At 53.6% G+C, this 14,754-nt stretch carries 14 protein-coding genes and 3 pseudogenes; 7 read left to right on the forward strand and 10 right to left on the reverse strand.

The genetic code is table 11. The features are described 5' to 3' along the window. The 7 genes from BFV64_RS07035 to BFV64_RS07065 form a co-directional block, all read right to left on the reverse strand. Window positions 1–1,158, reverse strand: a complete 1,158-nt coding sequence (locus tag BFV64_RS07035) for a DDE-type integrase/transposase/recombinase (protein ID WP_069601850.1) — start codon at window positions 1,156–1,158, stop codon at window positions 1–3. Between the two features lie 153 nt (window positions 1,159–1,311). Beyond that, window positions 1,312–2,043 carry an arginine ABC transporter substrate-binding protein ArtJ gene (gene artJ, locus BFV64_RS07040; RefSeq protein ID WP_045134891.1) on the reverse strand — a complete coding sequence of 244 codons (732 nt, stop codon included), beginning with the start codon at window positions 2,041–2,043 and terminating at the stop codon, window positions 1,312–1,314. A gap of 195 nt (window positions 2,044–2,238) precedes the next feature. After that, window positions 2,239–2,907 (reverse strand): arginine ABC transporter permease ArtM, encoded by a 669-nt coding sequence (gene artM, locus BFV64_RS07045; protein ID WP_014883161.1) that lies wholly within the window; start codon window positions 2,905–2,907, stop codon window positions 2,239–2,241. Next, entirely contained in the window at window positions 2,907–3,623 is a 717-nt protein-coding gene (gene artQ, locus BFV64_RS07050; RefSeq protein ID WP_014883162.1) for an arginine ABC transporter permease ArtQ, read from the reverse strand. Before artQ ends, artM begins: the two co-directional genes overlap by 1 nt. Before the next feature lie 6 nt (window positions 3,624–3,629). Further along, complete coding sequence (artI, locus tag BFV64_RS07055) at window positions 3,630–4,361, reverse strand: arginine ABC transporter substrate-binding protein ArtI (RefSeq protein ID WP_008500032.1); 732 nt, start codon at window positions 4,359–4,361, stop codon at window positions 3,630–3,632. Window positions 4,362–4,380: 19 nt separating this feature from the next. Continuing rightward, window positions 4,381–5,109, reverse strand: a complete 729-nt coding sequence (gene artP, locus BFV64_RS07060; RefSeq protein ID WP_069601851.1) for an arginine ABC transporter ATP-binding protein ArtP — start codon at window positions 5,107–5,109, stop codon at window positions 4,381–4,383. A 226-nt stretch (window positions 5,110–5,335) separates the two neighbouring features. Continuing rightward, entirely contained in the window at window positions 5,336–5,854 is a 519-nt protein-coding gene (locus BFV64_RS07065; protein WP_014883164.1) for a lipoprotein, read from the reverse strand. 97 nt (window positions 5,855–5,951) lie between these two features. On the opposite strand from BFV64_RS07065, the gene BFV64_RS07070 reads away from it, so the two are divergent. The 3 genes from BFV64_RS07070 (at window position 5,952) to BFV64_RS07080 (ending at window position 7,996) form a co-directional block, all read left to right on the forward strand. Continuing rightward, window positions 5,952–6,275, forward strand: coding sequence for a heavy metal-binding domain-containing protein (locus BFV64_RS07070; protein ID WP_023332507.1), 324 nt, complete (start codon window positions 5,952–5,954; stop codon window positions 6,273–6,275). Beyond that, a complete protein-coding gene (locus BFV64_RS07075) occupies window positions 6,272–7,102 on the forward strand; it encodes an N-acetylmuramoyl-L-alanine amidase (RefSeq protein ID WP_023338189.1) in 831 nt (276 codons plus the stop codon). The genes BFV64_RS07070 and BFV64_RS07075 overlap by 4 nt, the downstream gene beginning before the upstream one ends. Before the next feature lie 270 nt (window positions 7,103–7,372). After that, a complete protein-coding gene (locus BFV64_RS07080) occupies window positions 7,373–7,996 on the forward strand; it encodes a helix-turn-helix domain-containing protein (RefSeq protein ID WP_014883167.1) in 624 nt (207 codons plus the stop codon). Here BFV64_RS07080 and BFV64_RS07085 read toward each other — a convergent pair whose 3' ends face one another. Together BFV64_RS07085 and BFV64_RS07090 are read right to left on the reverse strand one after the other, a co-directional pair. Then, on the reverse strand, window positions 7,997–8,635 hold the full coding sequence (locus BFV64_RS07085; protein WP_023332510.1) for a type II secretion system protein GspB, cryptic system variant: 639 nt from the start codon (window positions 8,633–8,635) through the stop codon (window positions 7,997–7,999). It lies immediately after the preceding gene. Continuing rightward, entirely contained in the window at window positions 8,635–10,200 is a 1,566-nt protein-coding gene (locus tag BFV64_RS07090) for an ExeA family protein (protein WP_045134888.1), read from the reverse strand. The genes BFV64_RS07085 and BFV64_RS07090 overlap by 1 nt, the downstream gene beginning before the upstream one ends. A gap of 300 nt (window positions 10,201–10,500) precedes the next feature. Here BFV64_RS07090 and BFV64_RS07095 point away from each other — a divergent pair, with 300 nt between their 5' ends. Then, entirely contained in the window at window positions 10,501–11,187 is a 687-nt protein-coding gene (locus BFV64_RS07095; protein ID WP_069601852.1) for a type II secretion system protein N, read from the forward strand. Here the strand turns inward: BFV64_RS07095 and BFV64_RS07100 are convergent. Next, window positions 11,122–11,819 (reverse strand): IS1-like element IS1B family transposase gene (locus BFV64_RS07100; RefSeq protein WP_095033700.1). Its coding sequence is split into 2 segments (ribosomal slippage): window positions 11,122–11,570 and window positions 11,570–11,819, totalling 699 coding nucleotides; the frame shifts between segments, so codons are not numbered across the junction. The two genes, BFV64_RS07095 and BFV64_RS07100, sit on opposite strands and share 66 nt — an antisense overlap. Before the next feature lie 36 nt (window positions 11,820–11,855). Here BFV64_RS07100 and gspG point away from each other — a divergent pair. From gspG to BFV64_RS07115, 3 pseudogenes are all read left to right on the forward strand, one after another. Continuing rightward, a pseudogene (gene gspG, locus BFV64_RS07105) lies at window positions 11,856–12,161 on the forward strand (type II secretion system major pseudopilin GspG); the annotation flags it as partial. Beyond that, window positions 12,161–12,424: pseudogene (locus BFV64_RS07110) on the forward strand (prepilin-type N-terminal cleavage/methylation domain-containing protein); the annotation flags it as partial. The pseudogenes gspG and BFV64_RS07110, both read left to right, overlap by 1 nt. Then, a pseudogene (locus tag BFV64_RS07115) lies at window positions 12,421–14,733 on the forward strand (glycosyl hydrolase family 18 protein); the annotation flags it as partial. The pseudogenes BFV64_RS07110 and BFV64_RS07115, both read left to right, overlap by 4 nt. Between the last annotated feature and the right edge of the window lie 21 nt (window positions 14,734–14,754).

Genomic DNA, 14,754 nt, shown 5'->3' on the forward strand with positions numbered 1-14,754 from the left:
TTAGTCTATCCGGAGCACACTCTGGGTTTTTCGGTCGTAGTACGCAAGCGTTATCCCATTAAAGATGATGGCCTCAAGGCCATCATCTTGTTCTTCCAGCATGATGTACTCCCCAGTCAGTGCTTCACTCAGGAACACCGTACCCTTTTTTCCCATATAGAGGGTCCCCCTCGATTTCACCCTGTAGACTGTACCTCCTTCCGGATAAGCATATTCAGGAACACGGCCATCCCAGTGTCGGTTTGAGGGTTGCCATACCGTTCCGGGCGTTGCTCCCGCCAGTGCTTCATGCGGCCTTTCGTAGTTAAATTCTTTCCGGTAGTCACTGAACCACCGCTGTTGTTCTTCCATCGTCATGAAGGTGTTGCCCTGTTTCACCGCACTTTTCAGGGAGCGGTGCATTCGCTCATGGCGGCCATTTTCTTCCGGATGCCCCTTTCTGATACGCTCCGGCCTGATGCCCAGCTTGATTAGCCAGACGGCAAGACGACTTAATCCGGCTATTCCTGTTCCCGCGAAGGGCTGGCCGTTATCGGTTCTAAGCACTTCCGGCAGACCATATTCCAGGAACGCATCCGTCAGGCACTCTCTGACAAAGGGTTCACTCTCACGGTGTGTTCCCCGGCAGCTGAGCAGATACCGGCTGTGATTATCGGTCAGGGTGAAAGGATGGCAGTACTCTCTGCTGAGCAGCCTGAACTTGCCTTTAAAATCAGCGCTCCAGACCTGATTGTTCTCACTGATGATGGTCAGGGGCTGGCGATTGCCTGGTGTTCTGCGTTTTCGTTTTTTATCCGGAACCAGGCCTTCGCACTTGAGGATATCGCCGATAGTGCTGGCGGCAGGTACGGTAAAATCGACGTGATGATTGAGCAACCACATCCGCAGTTTTTTTGGCCCCCAGTCAGGGTGTTTTTGACGCAGGGCAGTCAGGTGTCCGGCGATATCATCAGGAACCGTCCGGGAGTGGGAGCGTGGCGCACGCGACCGGTCCGAGAGAGATGACAGGTCAGAAGGGTCAAAACGCTGAAGCCATTTATAGCCGGTTTTACGGCTGATGCCAAAAAGACGGCAAAGCGCGGAGAAGGAATCCGTACCTGCATGGCAGGCACGGATAAAATCAAGGCGTTGCATAGGTCGGGTCTCAGTCCAGGGCATAGCGAGTCTCCTCTTCTATGCCAGTTATAACTGTTACCCATGTATCCGGTCTAAAGTGTTACCCATGTTTCCGGTTCATACCCTGTGCTTATCCGGCCTACAAAACCCCCCTCGTAGGCCGGGTAAGGCGAAGCCGTCACCCGGCAAAACACCTTACTGCGGGAACCACTGCTCGCGGATTTTCTGGTACGTACCGTCAGCTTTAATCGCTTTCAGCGCGCCGTTCAGTTTTGCAAGCAAGGCTTTGTTATCCGGACGTACCGCGATGCCGAGGCCGGTACCGAAGTACTGTGGATCGGTCACTTTCTCGGTCGCCGTGCCCAGCTGCGGGTTGGTTTTCAGCCACTCGTTGACCACGGCGGTATCGCCGAAGACGCCATCAATACGGCCATTTTTCAGGTCGATAATCGCATTCTGATAGCTGTCATAGGCCACGGTTTTCACTTCAGGATGTTTGTCCTGCAGGTATTTCTGGTGCGTGGTGCCGTTTTCCATCCCGATGCGTTTGCCTTTCAGCTCGTCGAAGGACTTATACGCCCCTTTCTTCGCAATCACTACCGCCGAGTTGGCGTAGTACGGGTCGGTGAACGCTACCTGCTTGCTGCGCTCTGGGGTGATGTCCATTCCGGAGATTACCGCATCGTATTTTTTGAACTTCAGCGACGGGATCAGGCTGTCAAAGGCGTGGTTGGTAAAGGTGCAGTCGGCCTGCATCTGTTTGCACAGCGCTTTCGCCAGGTCGATATCGAAACCGACGATCTGGTTGCTGGCATCCAGCGATTCAAACGGCGGATAGGTGGCGGACACGCCAAAATTGATTTTATCCGCTGCGGATGCGCCTGCGGCGAACGTTGCCAGTAATGCGGCCAGAACTAACTTTTTCATGGTAATGCTCCCGTCTGTCTTATTGATGCGCCGTGTCTGCGGCCTGGATGTACAATGCCAGTTAATGAATTTATATGCAATAAAAATGATTAAATATTATCTTTATGGCAAAAAAAAGCGGATAACCAGAAAGTTATCCGCATTGATTAATCACATTTATGCACTTCTTGCCGGGTGGCGCTGCGCTTACCTGGCCTACGATCTGCGCTCAAACGCTAAAGCTTTACGCTCAATCAGGCGCATCATCAGCGTCAACAGGCCGTTCACGACCAGATACACCACGCCCGCCGCGCCGAAGACCATCACGTCATAGGTGCGTCCATACAGCAGCTGTCCGTGGCCCATCACTTCCATCAGGGTGATGGTATAGGCCAGAGAGGTACTCTTGAACACCAGCACCACTTCGTTGGAGTAAGAGGAGAGCGCACGCTTAAAGGCATACGGCAGCAGGATCGCCAGCGTGTCTTTCTTGCTCATGCCGAGCGCCCCACAGGACTGCCATTGCCCTTCCGGGATTGCACGAATCGCGCCGTAGAACAGCTGGGTGGTATAGGCCGCGCTGTTCAGGGAAAGGGCTATCAGGGCGCACAGCCACGGCTCAGAGAGCAGATGCCAGATAACAGGATATTCCTGCAGCGACGGGAACTGTCCCGGGCCGTAGTAAATCAGGAAGATCTGCACCAGCAGCGGCGTTCCGGTAAACAGGGTGATGTAGCCGCGCACAATCCATACCAGTACCGGCGTTTTCAGCGTCAGGACGATGGTGAAGATGAGCGCCAGGATCAGCGCCACGATAATGGACGCCACGGTCAGCGTCAGGCTGGTGTGCAGCCCTTTCATGAGCTCCGGGAAATATTCAAGCATCAGCCTGGTCTCCGTTCAAAGCGCGTCGCCCGCAGGTCAATACGCTTGAGGATGTACTGACTGAGCAACGTGATCACCAGGTAGATCGCCGCCGCCACAATGTACCAGGTAAAGGGCTCCTGAGTACGGGTGGCGATGCTTTTGGTTTGCAGCATCAAATCGTTAACGCTGATCAGGCTCACCAGCGCGGTATCTTTCAGCAGCACCAGCCACTGGTTACCAAGGCCCGGCAGGGCATGGCGCCACATCTGCGGCATGACCAGACGGAAGAAGATCGCTGATTTCGACATACCCAACGCCTGACCCGACTCCCACTGCCCCTGCGGCACGGCTTTCAGCGCACCACGCAGGGTTTGCGACGCGTACGCCGAGTAGAGCAGGGAGAGGGCTATCACGCCGCACAGGAACGGGCTGACGTCGAAGTTTTCAATCTGCATCTGCACCGGGATCTGCGCAAAGCCAAGATTGACAGTGAAGCCATCCGACAGCGTAAGCAGCAGCTGCGAGGAGCCGAAATAGATAAACAGGACCACCAGAATTTCCGGTAGTCCACGCAGCACAGTGACCAGCGCGGAGCCTGTCCAGGCGACGGGGAACCATTTCGCGGACTCCCACACCGCAAAGAACATCGCCAGCACCAGGCCGATAATCAGTGCGCAAACGGCAAGGCCGACGGTCATCCCGGCGGCGCTTGCTAAAGGAAAAATTTCATTCATCAGGAATTACTTCTGGAACCATTTTTTGTAGATGGTTTCGTAGGTGCCGTCTTTCTTCACTTTTTCCAGCGCAGCGTTGAACTTCTGCTGCAGCTCAGTGTTGCCCTGACGAACGGCAATCCCCAGACCGGTACCGAAGTAGTCCTTATCGGTCACTTTGTCGCCTACTGGCGCCAGTTTATCGTTCGCTTTCAGCCACTCGGTCACGACCGCGGTGTCGCCAAAGACGCCGTCAATACGACCATTTTGCAGATCCAGCTTCGCGTTCTGGTAGCTGTCATACGGAACGGTGGTGATTTCCGGATGCTTATCCATGATGAATTTCTGGTGCGTGGTGCCGTTCTGCACGCCCACTTTTTTGCCTTTCAGCTGATCAACAGAGGTGAATTTCCCTTTCTGACCAATGAACAGCGCCGAGTTGTCGTAGTAAGGGGTCGTAAACAGCACCTGCTTTTCACGCTCAGGGGTGATGTCCATACCGGCCATGACGGCATCGATACGGCGGAACTTCAGGCTTGGGATCAGGCTGTCAAACGCCTGGTTGCTGAAAGTGCAGGTCGCATCGATCTCTTTGCACAGGGCGTTTGCCAGGTCTACGTCAAAGCCAACAATTTTATTGTTTGCATCAATGGACTCAAACGGAGGGTAAGACGCTTCCGTGGCAAAACGAATGGTCTGGGCTGCGGTAGCGGAAAGGGTAACGCCAGCAAGCAGCACGGCAAGTAATACTTTTTTCATTATATTTCCCCTGACACAATCAATGAGATAAATAGTTTTTGAAGGCATCGGTTTGCGGGTTAGCGAAGCAGCTCGCATCACCTTGCTCAACGATATACCCGTTTTCCATGTAGACCACACGGCTGGCGGTTTTACGCGCCACTTCCACTTCGTGGGTAACGATGACTTGCGTGATATTGGTTTCCGCCAGCTCACGAATAATGCTGACGATCTGAGCGGTGATTTCCGGGTCCAGCGCCGCGGTCGGTTCATCAAACAGCAAAACCGCCGGTTCCATCATCAACGCACGGGCAATCGCCACACGCTGCTGCTGACCACCCGAAAGATGCAGCGGATAACGGTCACTGTAAGGCTTAAGGCGCAGACGCTCCAGCAGCTTTTCGGCACGGCCGATGGCCTGATCCTTACTTAACTCCAGCACGCGGCACGGGGCTTCAATCAGGTTTTGCTGCACCGTCAGATGTGGCCAGAGATTGTATTGCTGGAAGACCATGCCGACGTTTTGACGCAGCTCGCGAATCGCTTTATCAGACGGCGTTTTCGCGAAATCAAAATGGTTACCGGCAATCGCCAGCGTACCTGAACGGGGCATTTCAAGCAGATTAAGGACACGCAGAAGGGAGCTTTTACCTGCACCGCTTGGGCCAAGCAAAACCAGCGTTTCGCCTTCCGGGCAGTTCAGCGTGATGTCAAACAGCGCCTGGTGTGCGCCGTAGAAGCAGTTAATGCCGTTTAGTTTAATACTCATCGGGGCAGTCTTTACTCATCCAGGCAATCTATAGCAATTGAGGCCGCAGATAGTACCGTTGACAGAATAGTTATGCAATATTTCTGCGTTAAAAGTTAAATATAACCCGTATTTCCTCTTAAACATAGCACAAAATAGCGAAGGGCAAAGGCGGCGAGTATAAATGTCGGCATTCCGCGAGAAATGCCGGACATTTTACGGGGGTAACATTTTTATAACTGATGATTTAGCGGTTCTCAATCGACTGGCGCAGCGTGCCTGCCGGGGCATGAACGCTGCCGCCAATGTAGCGTACGTCGTCGACAGCCCAGCACTGACCTTCACGGATCATCAGTACCTCATCCTGCCAGGACTGGGTCCCCTGGGTCAGCTTGACGCGCAGCGGAATGTTTCGCGCATCGGTGTTGGGAATGGTAGAAGCGCTGGCCACTTCCGCACTGTCCGGCAGCGTGGTACGGCTGGAGAACGGATCGGATTTAAGCAGGGTATTATGCTGCGGATCGCGGGTGGCGTCGTTGAGCAGTTTTGCCAGACCGTCACTCAGGTAAGGGCGCAGGCCGGTGAGATCGTTGCTGCGGTGCTGAATGCGGTAATCATAGAACTGCTGCGCCACGGTGTCCGGGCCGCCGTCAATGCAGGGGCCGCTGCGGGTACCAATATCCTTAAAGGCTGGCGTGACCGTGGTGGTACAGGCGCTGAGCACCAGCGCGCAGGGCACCAAAAGTGTTAAAGCAGAGTAGCGCATGTTGATTTCCTTATTTATTAACTATCCTTTCAATCATAGCGTAACGAACCGATAATGCTGTGCCTAAGGCATTGAACGCTAAAGAAGGAGAGAAACTATGCAGTTTTCAACAACGCCAACCCTGGAAGGGCAAACAATAACCGAGTATTGCGGCGTGGTGACCGGTGAAGCAATTCTCGGTGCCAATATTTTCCGCGACTTTTTTGCTGGCATCCGTGACATCGTGGGTGGACGATCCGGTGCCTACGAAAAAGAGCTGCGTAAAGCGCGAGAAATTGCTTTTAAGGAACTGGGCGAGCAGGCCAAGGCGCTGGGTGCGGATGCGGTAGTCGGCATTGATATCGACTACGAAACGGTCGGGAAAGATGCCAGCATGCTGATGGTGAGCGTCAGTGGAACGGCGGTGAAAACTCGTCGATGAAGCGTTCGCTCTCCACTCTCCTGCTGGCGCTGTTGCTGGCAGGATGTACCTCGGAAAAGGGCATTGTTGATAAAGGCGCGTACGAGCTGGATACCCGTCATCAGGCGCAGGCGGCCTACCCGCGAATAAAGGTGCTGGTGATCCACTACACCGCCGATGATTTTGACACGTCGCTGGCGACCCTAACCGATAAAAACGTCAGCTCTCATTATTTGATCCCCGCAAAGCCGCCAGCACCGGACGGCAAGCCGCGTATCTGGCAACTGGTACCCGAGAGCGAACTGGCCTGGCATGCAGGTATCAGCTTCTGGCGCGGTACCAACCGAATTAATGATACGTCTGTGGGCATTGAACTTGAAAATCGTGGCTGGCAAACGTCTGCTGGCGTAAAGCGTTTTACACCTTTCGAACCCGCGCAGATTGCGGCGCTGGTGCCACTCGCCAAAGACATCATTGCCCGCTACAACATCAGACCTGAGAACGTGGTGGCCCATTCGGACATTGCGCCGCAGCGCAAAGACGATCCCGGTCCGTTGTTCCCATGGCGACAGCTGGCTCAGCAGGGGATAGGCGCATGGCCCGATCCCGCGCGCGTCGCATTTTATATCAACGGACGACCACGCTTTCAGGCGGTGGATACCGCAGCGTTACTCGATTTGCTTGCGCGCTACGGCTATGACGTACCGGCCAACAGCACCCCAGCGCAGCAAAAACGTATCATCATGGTCTTCCAGATGCACTTCAGGCCTGACCTGTGGAATGGCGTCGCAGATGTCGAAACGATGGCCATTGCTGAAGCGCTTTTAGAGAAATACGGGCAGGGGTAATCCTTCGGATATCCCCGAAAGCGCCCGTTACTCCTGATTTACTTGAGATTAATCTTAGGTACAAACTCAATTCATTTTTAGTTAATTGACTTAAAATTATCCGCATTTAAGATAGACACATAGCTTGCTAATTAATGCAGCAAATAAATATATCTCATTCATCTTTTATTTTTCTCCTTGAGCGTATCATCAGGAAAAATATTCTTAGGCTAAGGTTTTTTTTGCTTTGGTCTGCATGCTAAAAATTAACATCTTAAATCGGGTATAACAATGTTAAGTATTTACGGTAAAAAGTTACGTCCACAGGACGAAATGAATAGTATTATTTCTGCAACCTCAGGTTTTGAAGAGAAAACCTTAAAGAAATGGCAGAAAATATCCACCTCTGATTCACAATATATTCATATTATCGTCAGCGGCGAAGTTGAATTCCGACGTGAATCCGACGAACTGTGTATGTTCACGGTTACCGGCCAGTGCATTTTTGGTCTCTCTTCGATGTACTACGACGCGACCCATATGTACGGCCTCGTTCGGGCCAATACCGTGGTGCGCTCAATTAAAAAAGAGACCTTCGCACAGCTTATGACGGATAACAATTTGTGGCCTCAACTGACCAAAGTTCTCTCCTGGTATATTTGTATGTTGAGCAAACGTGACGATGTTCTGGTTGCCCGCAGTGCGTATTCAGTCGTACGTGAGTTTTTATACGAGATCAATGACCTGATTGTTCATCAGCAACGCGATATTAACGTTTATGATTATATTCAGGAGTACACCAACCTGGCTCGTAGCACCATCATTAAAATTCTTTCCGATCTCAAAAAAGGTCAATATATTGTTGTGGAAAAGGGAAGACTCCTTAACCTGACAGCCTTGCCTGAAAAATATTAACTACTCCAGCCGGTCTCCTTTCTCACTCAAAGGGGACCGGGCATCCACTTTATGATTCACATCCCTCTGCGAATTATCCTGCGTTTCGTCAACCGGCGGCGCGGGAATTTTGCCTTGCGAATAATCTTGCTCTTGTTCTTTTAACGCCTGCTTAAGTAACTCGCTTATAGAGGCGTCATCACTGCCTGTGCTGGCGGAGGCGGCTTCGTGTGCTTCGGTTCCGGGTAACGTATCCCGGGAAGTATCATGGGGCACGTCACCATCAGGTGCCTGCTGCCAGTCGGCATCATCGCTGTTGATGGGCAGATCCTGCATGGCAGGAACATCCTCCTGCACCGGAGCAGGTTTTGGCTGCGGATGCGGATGGGGATGCGGGAACGGCTTGCTCACATACACATAGTGCATATCTGAAAGCTGCGTTTCCGGTTTCGCGGCGCTTGCTTTGACCGGTTCCGGCGCCGGATGGCGCAGGTTCCAGTAAACATGCGCGTACAGCCCTGCCATGATCATGGCGCACAGAGCCACCATTCCTAAAAAGGCATGGCTAACGATGTTTCTCAGACGGGGGAGGCGGTATGAAAACCAGACCGCCTCGCCGGTGGTGTAACTGCGCTGAGCCGCAAGACAGATGGTAGACATTAGGAATGCTTCTCCTGCGTGTTGGCGTCGGGTGTGGCATGCGTGGTCTGGAGCAGTACGCTCGGCGCGGTATGGGTTTCACGCATCAACTGCATCAACGTATCTTCGCCAGGAATGCCATCCACATGCAGATGCATTTTTTGCTGGAATTCGCGGGTGCGTTTCATCATCTCCGCCGTCCAGGTCTGCGAATGGGTTTCTGGCTGGCCAAGCGCCAGACTCAACTGCTGGTCAAGCCAGCCCATGTCTTTCGTGTCGCTGGCGGCACTGATAGCGTCTTTACCTTCCGGCGTCAGGCGGTGCAACTGGGTAAAGTTGCCGGTCGCATGCTGGTTAAACCAGCGGCGGCTTACCTGCCAGGTACGGTTATTCATCAGCAGGTCGAGTGACGTATCTCCGACGCGGGCGACCACGGCATAGTTAAGATGATCGCCGGTTTTCAGCTCGCTCACCCACGGGTACCCCTCCTGGGCCAACGCATCGGGTGAGGCATTCCCCTGTTTACACATCAGGTTCACCTTCGCGGCGTTCTGGCACAGGGCATCATCCGCCGAGGCGTCATACCCCCACATCAGGTAGAGCTGATGCATGGCATCCGGCTGATTAACCATTTCGTTGTCGATGACCGGCACCACCGGTGCTTCAACTTTTGGCGCCTGCTGTTTCCAGCTGACGGGTACCGGGAGTTGAACCGGAAGTTTTCCGGCGATCGACGACGTTAAATACCAGCCGCAGGCGGCGAACAGCACTGAGGCAAAAAGCCCCACGGTTGCCAGGCGCTTACCGTGTTTTTTCGCCGGGAGGATCTCCCCTGCCGCCAGCCGTAAATGACGCGGGCTGACCTGGGCTGCACGTTCGGTCCAGGCAGCCAGCATCGACAGATGCGACAGTTCATTCAGTTTGCTGATATTCCCTTTGGTCAGCGCATGCATTTTACGCACGCGTGCCGGGGATAACGGTGCGTTCTCGCACCCGTGTTCTTCACACTGCGCCTGTACATAGCTGAGATATTCCCGGCAGGTAAGGGGACGCAAAGTGTGGCGGGTGTGCGCATATTCACGCAGTTCAGATTGCTGCATCAGAACAATGTCCCGATCCGCCGCGCCCGTCAGCACCACCGACAGGCGAAACGCCAGCTCCTGGGCACGGGTGAGTAGCATCGCCAGCACCTCGTGACAGCTCTCTTTCATCGCCTCGCAATGGCTAACGATCAGTATCTTCGCCCGGTTTTTTTCCGCCTGCCACTGGTGCAGTACGGCATCCACCGCCTGAATCCGGTTCTTGTTCTCTTTGGTTCCCGGGCTGAGCTTGTACAGCAGGCTACTGGCACTCAGTTTTGGAAACGCATTAATAGCAAGCACGTCGGGGTGGGCAGATTTGAGGGCGTCACTGAACTGCCCCAGCAGAGGGGCATCGTCGGAAAAGAGCCCGATAATTCCCGCCTGTTGGGTTTTCTCCTTCAGCAGGTTGAAAACATCCTGATAATAAGGCACCAGAAAATCGCCGTTTGAGCGGACGATCTTCCGAAAGGGCGGATTTTTAAAATTAAAGTGCTTCTGATACATAACGACTTACCGTCTCTGATTGGGAATAGCAACAGGACGAGAAAGTAAAGCAACGCCAGGGTGTGGTCAATTTACACACAGGGTAAAAATATCCACTGGACGATGCCTAACATCTGGATTTTATACGGTCAATAGTTTTCTGTATGAAAGTTAGTGGCAAAGTCAGTGGTCGAATTTACAGCAGCTCATTACTATTTCCTCACATGTTAGCGCAGCACGACGCTGCTTATTTTCGCTTTGCTATAGGCCAGATGAAAAATGAGGTTCTCATTTCTGTCACGGTGGATAACCCCCTGTATTATGTTTGCGCTGTTGCTATTTTGCGGCCAACAAGGGTATCTGACGTTTAAAGATTATAAAAAAGTTACAAATAAGTTGGCTAATTCTGATGTGCAGCCGCTGAAAAAACGTCGCGAAGAAAAATCCTTCACGCTTTTCACGGCTGCTGTTCGCCAGGATAACGTCGAGATAGCGGCAAAAGCGCCGCTGGCAGCGGAGATCGAAGGTATCGTGCGCAGTGATGATGCCTGGCTCTCCTTCGCCGTCATTAAAACCCCCGGAGGGGCGAGAAGCTACCGGGAGGGCGAGCCGTTGACCGGTTTTACCGACGCGTTTGTTCAGGAAATTAATAAAGATAATGTGGTGGTTAATTATGAAGGTGCTACGCAGGTACTCGCATTAAATAAGCCGGATTATTTTAAGGGCGGCGTTGACAGCGGCCCGGTGACGAAATTGACGAAGGATGCAGGCGCGGAAAGCGTGCATCTGGATGATTATCTGGTGTTAAAACCTCTGATCGAAAAAGGCCAGCTGGAAGGCTACAACATTAATCCAAGGAACGCCTCCGCCTTCTTCAGTCATTCAGGACTGGAAAAGGGGGATGTGGCGGTAAAAGTAAACTCTGTCGGTAATGACTCCAACTTATTGATAGTGTTTTATGTTCAGATAATGCCCGATGACTTTGTCATGCAGCTCCACCGATTTTGAGAACGACAGCGACTTCCGTCCCAGCCGTGCCAGGTGCTGCCTCAGATTCAGGTTATGCCGCTCAATTCGCTGCGTATATCGCTTGCTGATTACGTGCAGCTTTCCCTTCAGGCGGGATTCATACAGCGGCCAGCCATCCGTCATCCATATCACCACGTCAAAGGGTGACAGCAGGCTCATAAGACGCCCCAGCGTCGCCATAGTGCGTTCACCGAATACGTGCGCAACAACCGTCTTCCGGAGCCTGTCATACGCGTAAAACAGCCAGCGCTGGCGCGATTTAGCCCCGACGTATCCCCACTGTTCGTCCATTTCCGCGCAGACGATGACGTCACTGCCCGGCTGTATGCGCGAGGTTACCGACTGCGGCCTGAGTTTTTTAAATGGCGGAAAATCGTGTTGAGGCCAACGCCCATAATGCGGGCGGTTGCCCGGCATCCAACGCCATTCATGGCCATATCAATGATTTTCTGGTGCGTACCGGGTTGAGAAGCGGTGTAAGTGAACTGCAGTTGCCATGTTTTACGGCAGTGAGAGCAGAGATAGCGCTGATGTCCGGCAGTGCTTTTGCCGTTACGCACCACCCCGTCAGTAGCTGAACAGGAGGGACAGCTGATAGAAACAGAAGCCACTGGAGCACCTCAAAAACACCATCATACACTAAATCAGTAAGTTGGCAGCATCACCCGCTCGAAGGTTCGCTGGATATGTATAAGCTGGATAACCACCGTTATCCGACAACCGAACAGGGCCTGCAGGCGCTGGTGACCAAGCCGGAAATCGCGCCAATCCCGAACGGCTACCGCGCGGATGGCTATATTCGCCGTCTGCCGCAGGACCCATGGGGTAATGATTATCTCCTCGTAAGCCCGGGTGAGCACGGTGCGGTTGACGTCTTCTCGTCTGGCCCGGACGGTGAAGCCAATACCGCCGATGATATTACGAACTGGTCTCTGGATAAGAAAGAGAAATAATGAAAAATCAACGCGGCTTTACGTTGCTGGAAATTATTCTGGCGCTGGTGATATTTGCCAGCTGCGCCATGATGGTGGTGTCAACAATACCTTCGCGCAGCGGTGCGGATATATTTGGCCAGCAATTAAAAGCCCTCGTTGATTATGGTTCAGACCGTGCGGTGATGGACGGAAATATCGTCGGGCTGGTGATCACCACGGATAACTATCAGCTGGTGACGCTCGAAGATAAAGAGGGCGAGCGTCGCTGGGTACCGTTAGCCACCTGCTGCCGCTGAACACGACAATGCACGAGAACAACAAATCCTTCGCGCAGCATACCGATAAAGTGGTTGCGGCCTACTTCCCTGAGTGGGGCGTTTACGACCGTAACTTCCCGGTTGACAAAATTCCTGCTGCGAACCTCAACCACATTCTGTATGGCTTCATTCCAATCTGTGGCGGTGACGGCATCAACGACGGCCTGAAAACCGTAGAAGGCGGCAACAGCTACGGCGTGCTGCAGCGCGACTGCCAGGGACGTCCTGACTTTACCGTGGCGATCCACGATCCATGGGCTGCCCTGCAAAAACCACAGGCAGGCGTGTCCAACTGGGACGACCCGTACAAAGGTAACTTTGGTCAGCTGATGGCGCTGAAAAAAGCGCATCCGGACCTGAAAGTACTGCCATCTATCGGTGGCTGGACCCTGTCCGATCCGTTCTTCCACATGGGCGATCCGGCTATCCGCGCACGCTTTGTCTCCTCTGTTAAAGATTTCCTGCAGACCTGGAAATTCTTCGACGGTGTGGATATCGACTGGGAATTCCCGGGCGGCGGCGGTGTGACCGAGACGAAAGGCAACCCGCAGCAGGATAAAGCGACCTATACGGCGCTGATGCACGATCTGCGCGCGATGCTGAACGAGCTGTCTGCCCAGACTGGCCGTACCTATGAGCTGACCAGCGCAATCGGTGCGGGTAAAGATAAGATTGAAGACGTGGACTACACCACTGCTCAGCAGTACCTCGACCACATCTTCCTGATGAGCTACGACTTCTACGGCGGCTGGAGCAACACCGAGCTGGGCCACCAGGCTGCGCTGCATGCGCCAGCATGGCGACCAGACACCAACTATACCACGGAAAACGGGGTTGATGCCCTGCTGCAGCAAGGCGTACAGCCTGGCAAGATCGTGGTCGGTGCGGGCATGTATGGCCGTGGCTGGACGGGTGTACACGGCTACACCGGTAACAATCCATTCACCGGTACCGCGACCGGTATGGTGAGAGGAACCTGGGAACCGGGCGTGGTTGACTATCGTCAGATCGTTAACGAGTACAAAGGCAAACCAGGCTGGGAATACGGCTACGACGCGGATGCAGAAGCGCCATACGTGTTCAACAAAACGACGGGTGACCTGATCACCTATGAAGACGCGCGTTCTACTGCTGCAAAAGGCAAATACGTGCTTCAGAAAAACCTGGGTGGTCTGTTCGCATGGTCTATTGACTCCGATACCGGCGACATCCTGAACGCCATGAATGAAAGCCTGCTGGGTGGCGGCTCTACGCCGGTTGATCCTGTTGTGACCAACCATGCGCCAATCGCCTCTTCTGCAGACCAGAACGTTTCTGGCCCGGCAACCGTTACGCTCGATGGTTCCGCGTCCAGCGATCCAGACGGCGATGCAATTACCTACAAATGGACTCAGGTTTCTGGCCCATCGGTCACCCTGACCAACAGCACCAAAGCGAAAGCGACCTTCAACGTCGCGGCTGCGACCAGCGATCAGACCATGGTGTTCCGCCTGACGGTTACCGACGCCAAAGGCCTGAGCAACGCGATTGACGTGCAGGTTGTTAACAAGGCGCCGAAGGCTAACCAGGCACCGGTTGTGAACCCAATGGAAGCGGTGACGCTGCAGGCGGGTGAAACCTATGTTGTGCATGCACAGGCTGCGGATCCAGACGGTGATAACCTGACCTATACCTGGAGCGTTCCGGCAGATATGCACGCGACCGGTACTGACACCGCGAACGTGACCATCACTGCGCCAGAAGTGGCTTCTACCTCTTCCTACACCCTGAGTGTGGTGGTAGGCGATGGTAAAACCAGCGTGCAGTCTAACGTCCAGGTAACGGTTAATCCGAAACCAGCCGACGTGACGCCGCCAGCTGATGATGTGACTCCGCCGTCTGACGACGTTACACCACCTGCTGATGACGTGACTCCGCCATCTGACGAAGGCACTGCAACCGGCAGCTGCGACGCACCGGTTGACGCCAACGCCGGCAACTACGCCGCGTGGGATTCCAGCAAAATCTACAACACTGGCGATACCGTAAGCTTCGACCATCTGGTGTGGAAAGCGAAGTACTGGACTCAGGGCAACCAGCCTGGCTTCGGCGTGGACGCATGGGAACTTGCGAGCAACGTGAAGATGAACTGGCGTTCTGATCTGGTGTACAACGGCGGCGAAACCACTACTTACCAGGGCAACGTTTACCGTGCAAAATGGTGGACCCGTGGTGACAACCCAGCGAACAGCGATGTATGGGTCAAAGAAGGCCCAGCGACAGATTGCCAATAATCTGAGCTGATAAAGACTCCC

The sequence above is a fragment of the Enterobacter kobei genome, from assembly GCF_001729765.1.
Classification (GTDB): domain Bacteria; phylum Pseudomonadota; class Gammaproteobacteria; order Enterobacterales; family Enterobacteriaceae; genus Enterobacter; species Enterobacter kobei.

What these genes read in the sequence shown, in the direction of transcription:
- BFV64_RS07090 (WP_045134888.1), bottom strand. Translation starts at nt 10,200, where the DNA reads ATGTATCAGAAGCACTTTAATTTTAAAAATCCGCCCTTTCGGAAGATC.
- BFV64_RS07095 (WP_069601852.1), top strand. Translation starts at nt 10,501, where the DNA reads ATGTTTGCGCTGTTGCTATTTTGCGGCCAACAAGGGTATCTGACGTTT.
- BFV64_RS07035 (WP_069601850.1), bottom strand. Translation starts at nt 1,158, where the DNA reads ATGCCCTGGACTGAGACCCGACCTATGCAACGCCTTGATTTTATCCGT.
- artM (WP_014883161.1), bottom strand. Translation starts at nt 2,907, where the DNA reads ATGCTTGAATATTTCCCGGAGCTCATGAAAGGGCTGCACACCAGCCTG.
- BFV64_RS07080 (WP_014883167.1), top strand. Translation starts at nt 7,373, where the DNA reads ATGTTAAGTATTTACGGTAAAAAGTTACGTCCACAGGACGAAATGAAT.
- artQ (WP_014883162.1), bottom strand. Translation starts at nt 3,623, where the DNA reads ATGAATGAAATTTTTCCTTTAGCAAGCGCCGCCGGGATGACCGTCGGC.
- artP (WP_069601851.1), bottom strand. Translation starts at nt 5,109, where the DNA reads ATGAGTATTAAACTAAACGGCATTAACTGCTTCTACGGCGCACACCAG.
- BFV64_RS07070 (WP_023332507.1), top strand. Translation starts at nt 5,952, where the DNA reads ATGCAGTTTTCAACAACGCCAACCCTGGAAGGGCAAACAATAACCGAG.
- artJ (WP_045134891.1), bottom strand. Translation starts at nt 2,043, where the DNA reads ATGAAAAAGTTAGTTCTGGCCGCATTACTGGCAACGTTCGCCGCAGGC.
- BFV64_RS07075 (WP_023338189.1), top strand. Translation starts at nt 6,272, where the DNA reads ATGAAGCGTTCGCTCTCCACTCTCCTGCTGGCGCTGTTGCTGGCAGGA.
- BFV64_RS07085 (WP_023332510.1), bottom strand. Translation starts at nt 8,635, where the DNA reads ATGTCTACCATCTGTCTTGCGGCTCAGCGCAGTTACACCACCGGCGAG.
- BFV64_RS07065 (WP_014883164.1), bottom strand. Translation starts at nt 5,854, where the DNA reads ATGCGCTACTCTGCTTTAACACTTTTGGTGCCCTGCGCGCTGGTGCTC.
- artI (WP_008500032.1), bottom strand. Translation starts at nt 4,361, where the DNA reads ATGAAAAAAGTATTACTTGCCGTGCTGCTTGCTGGCGTTACCCTTTCC.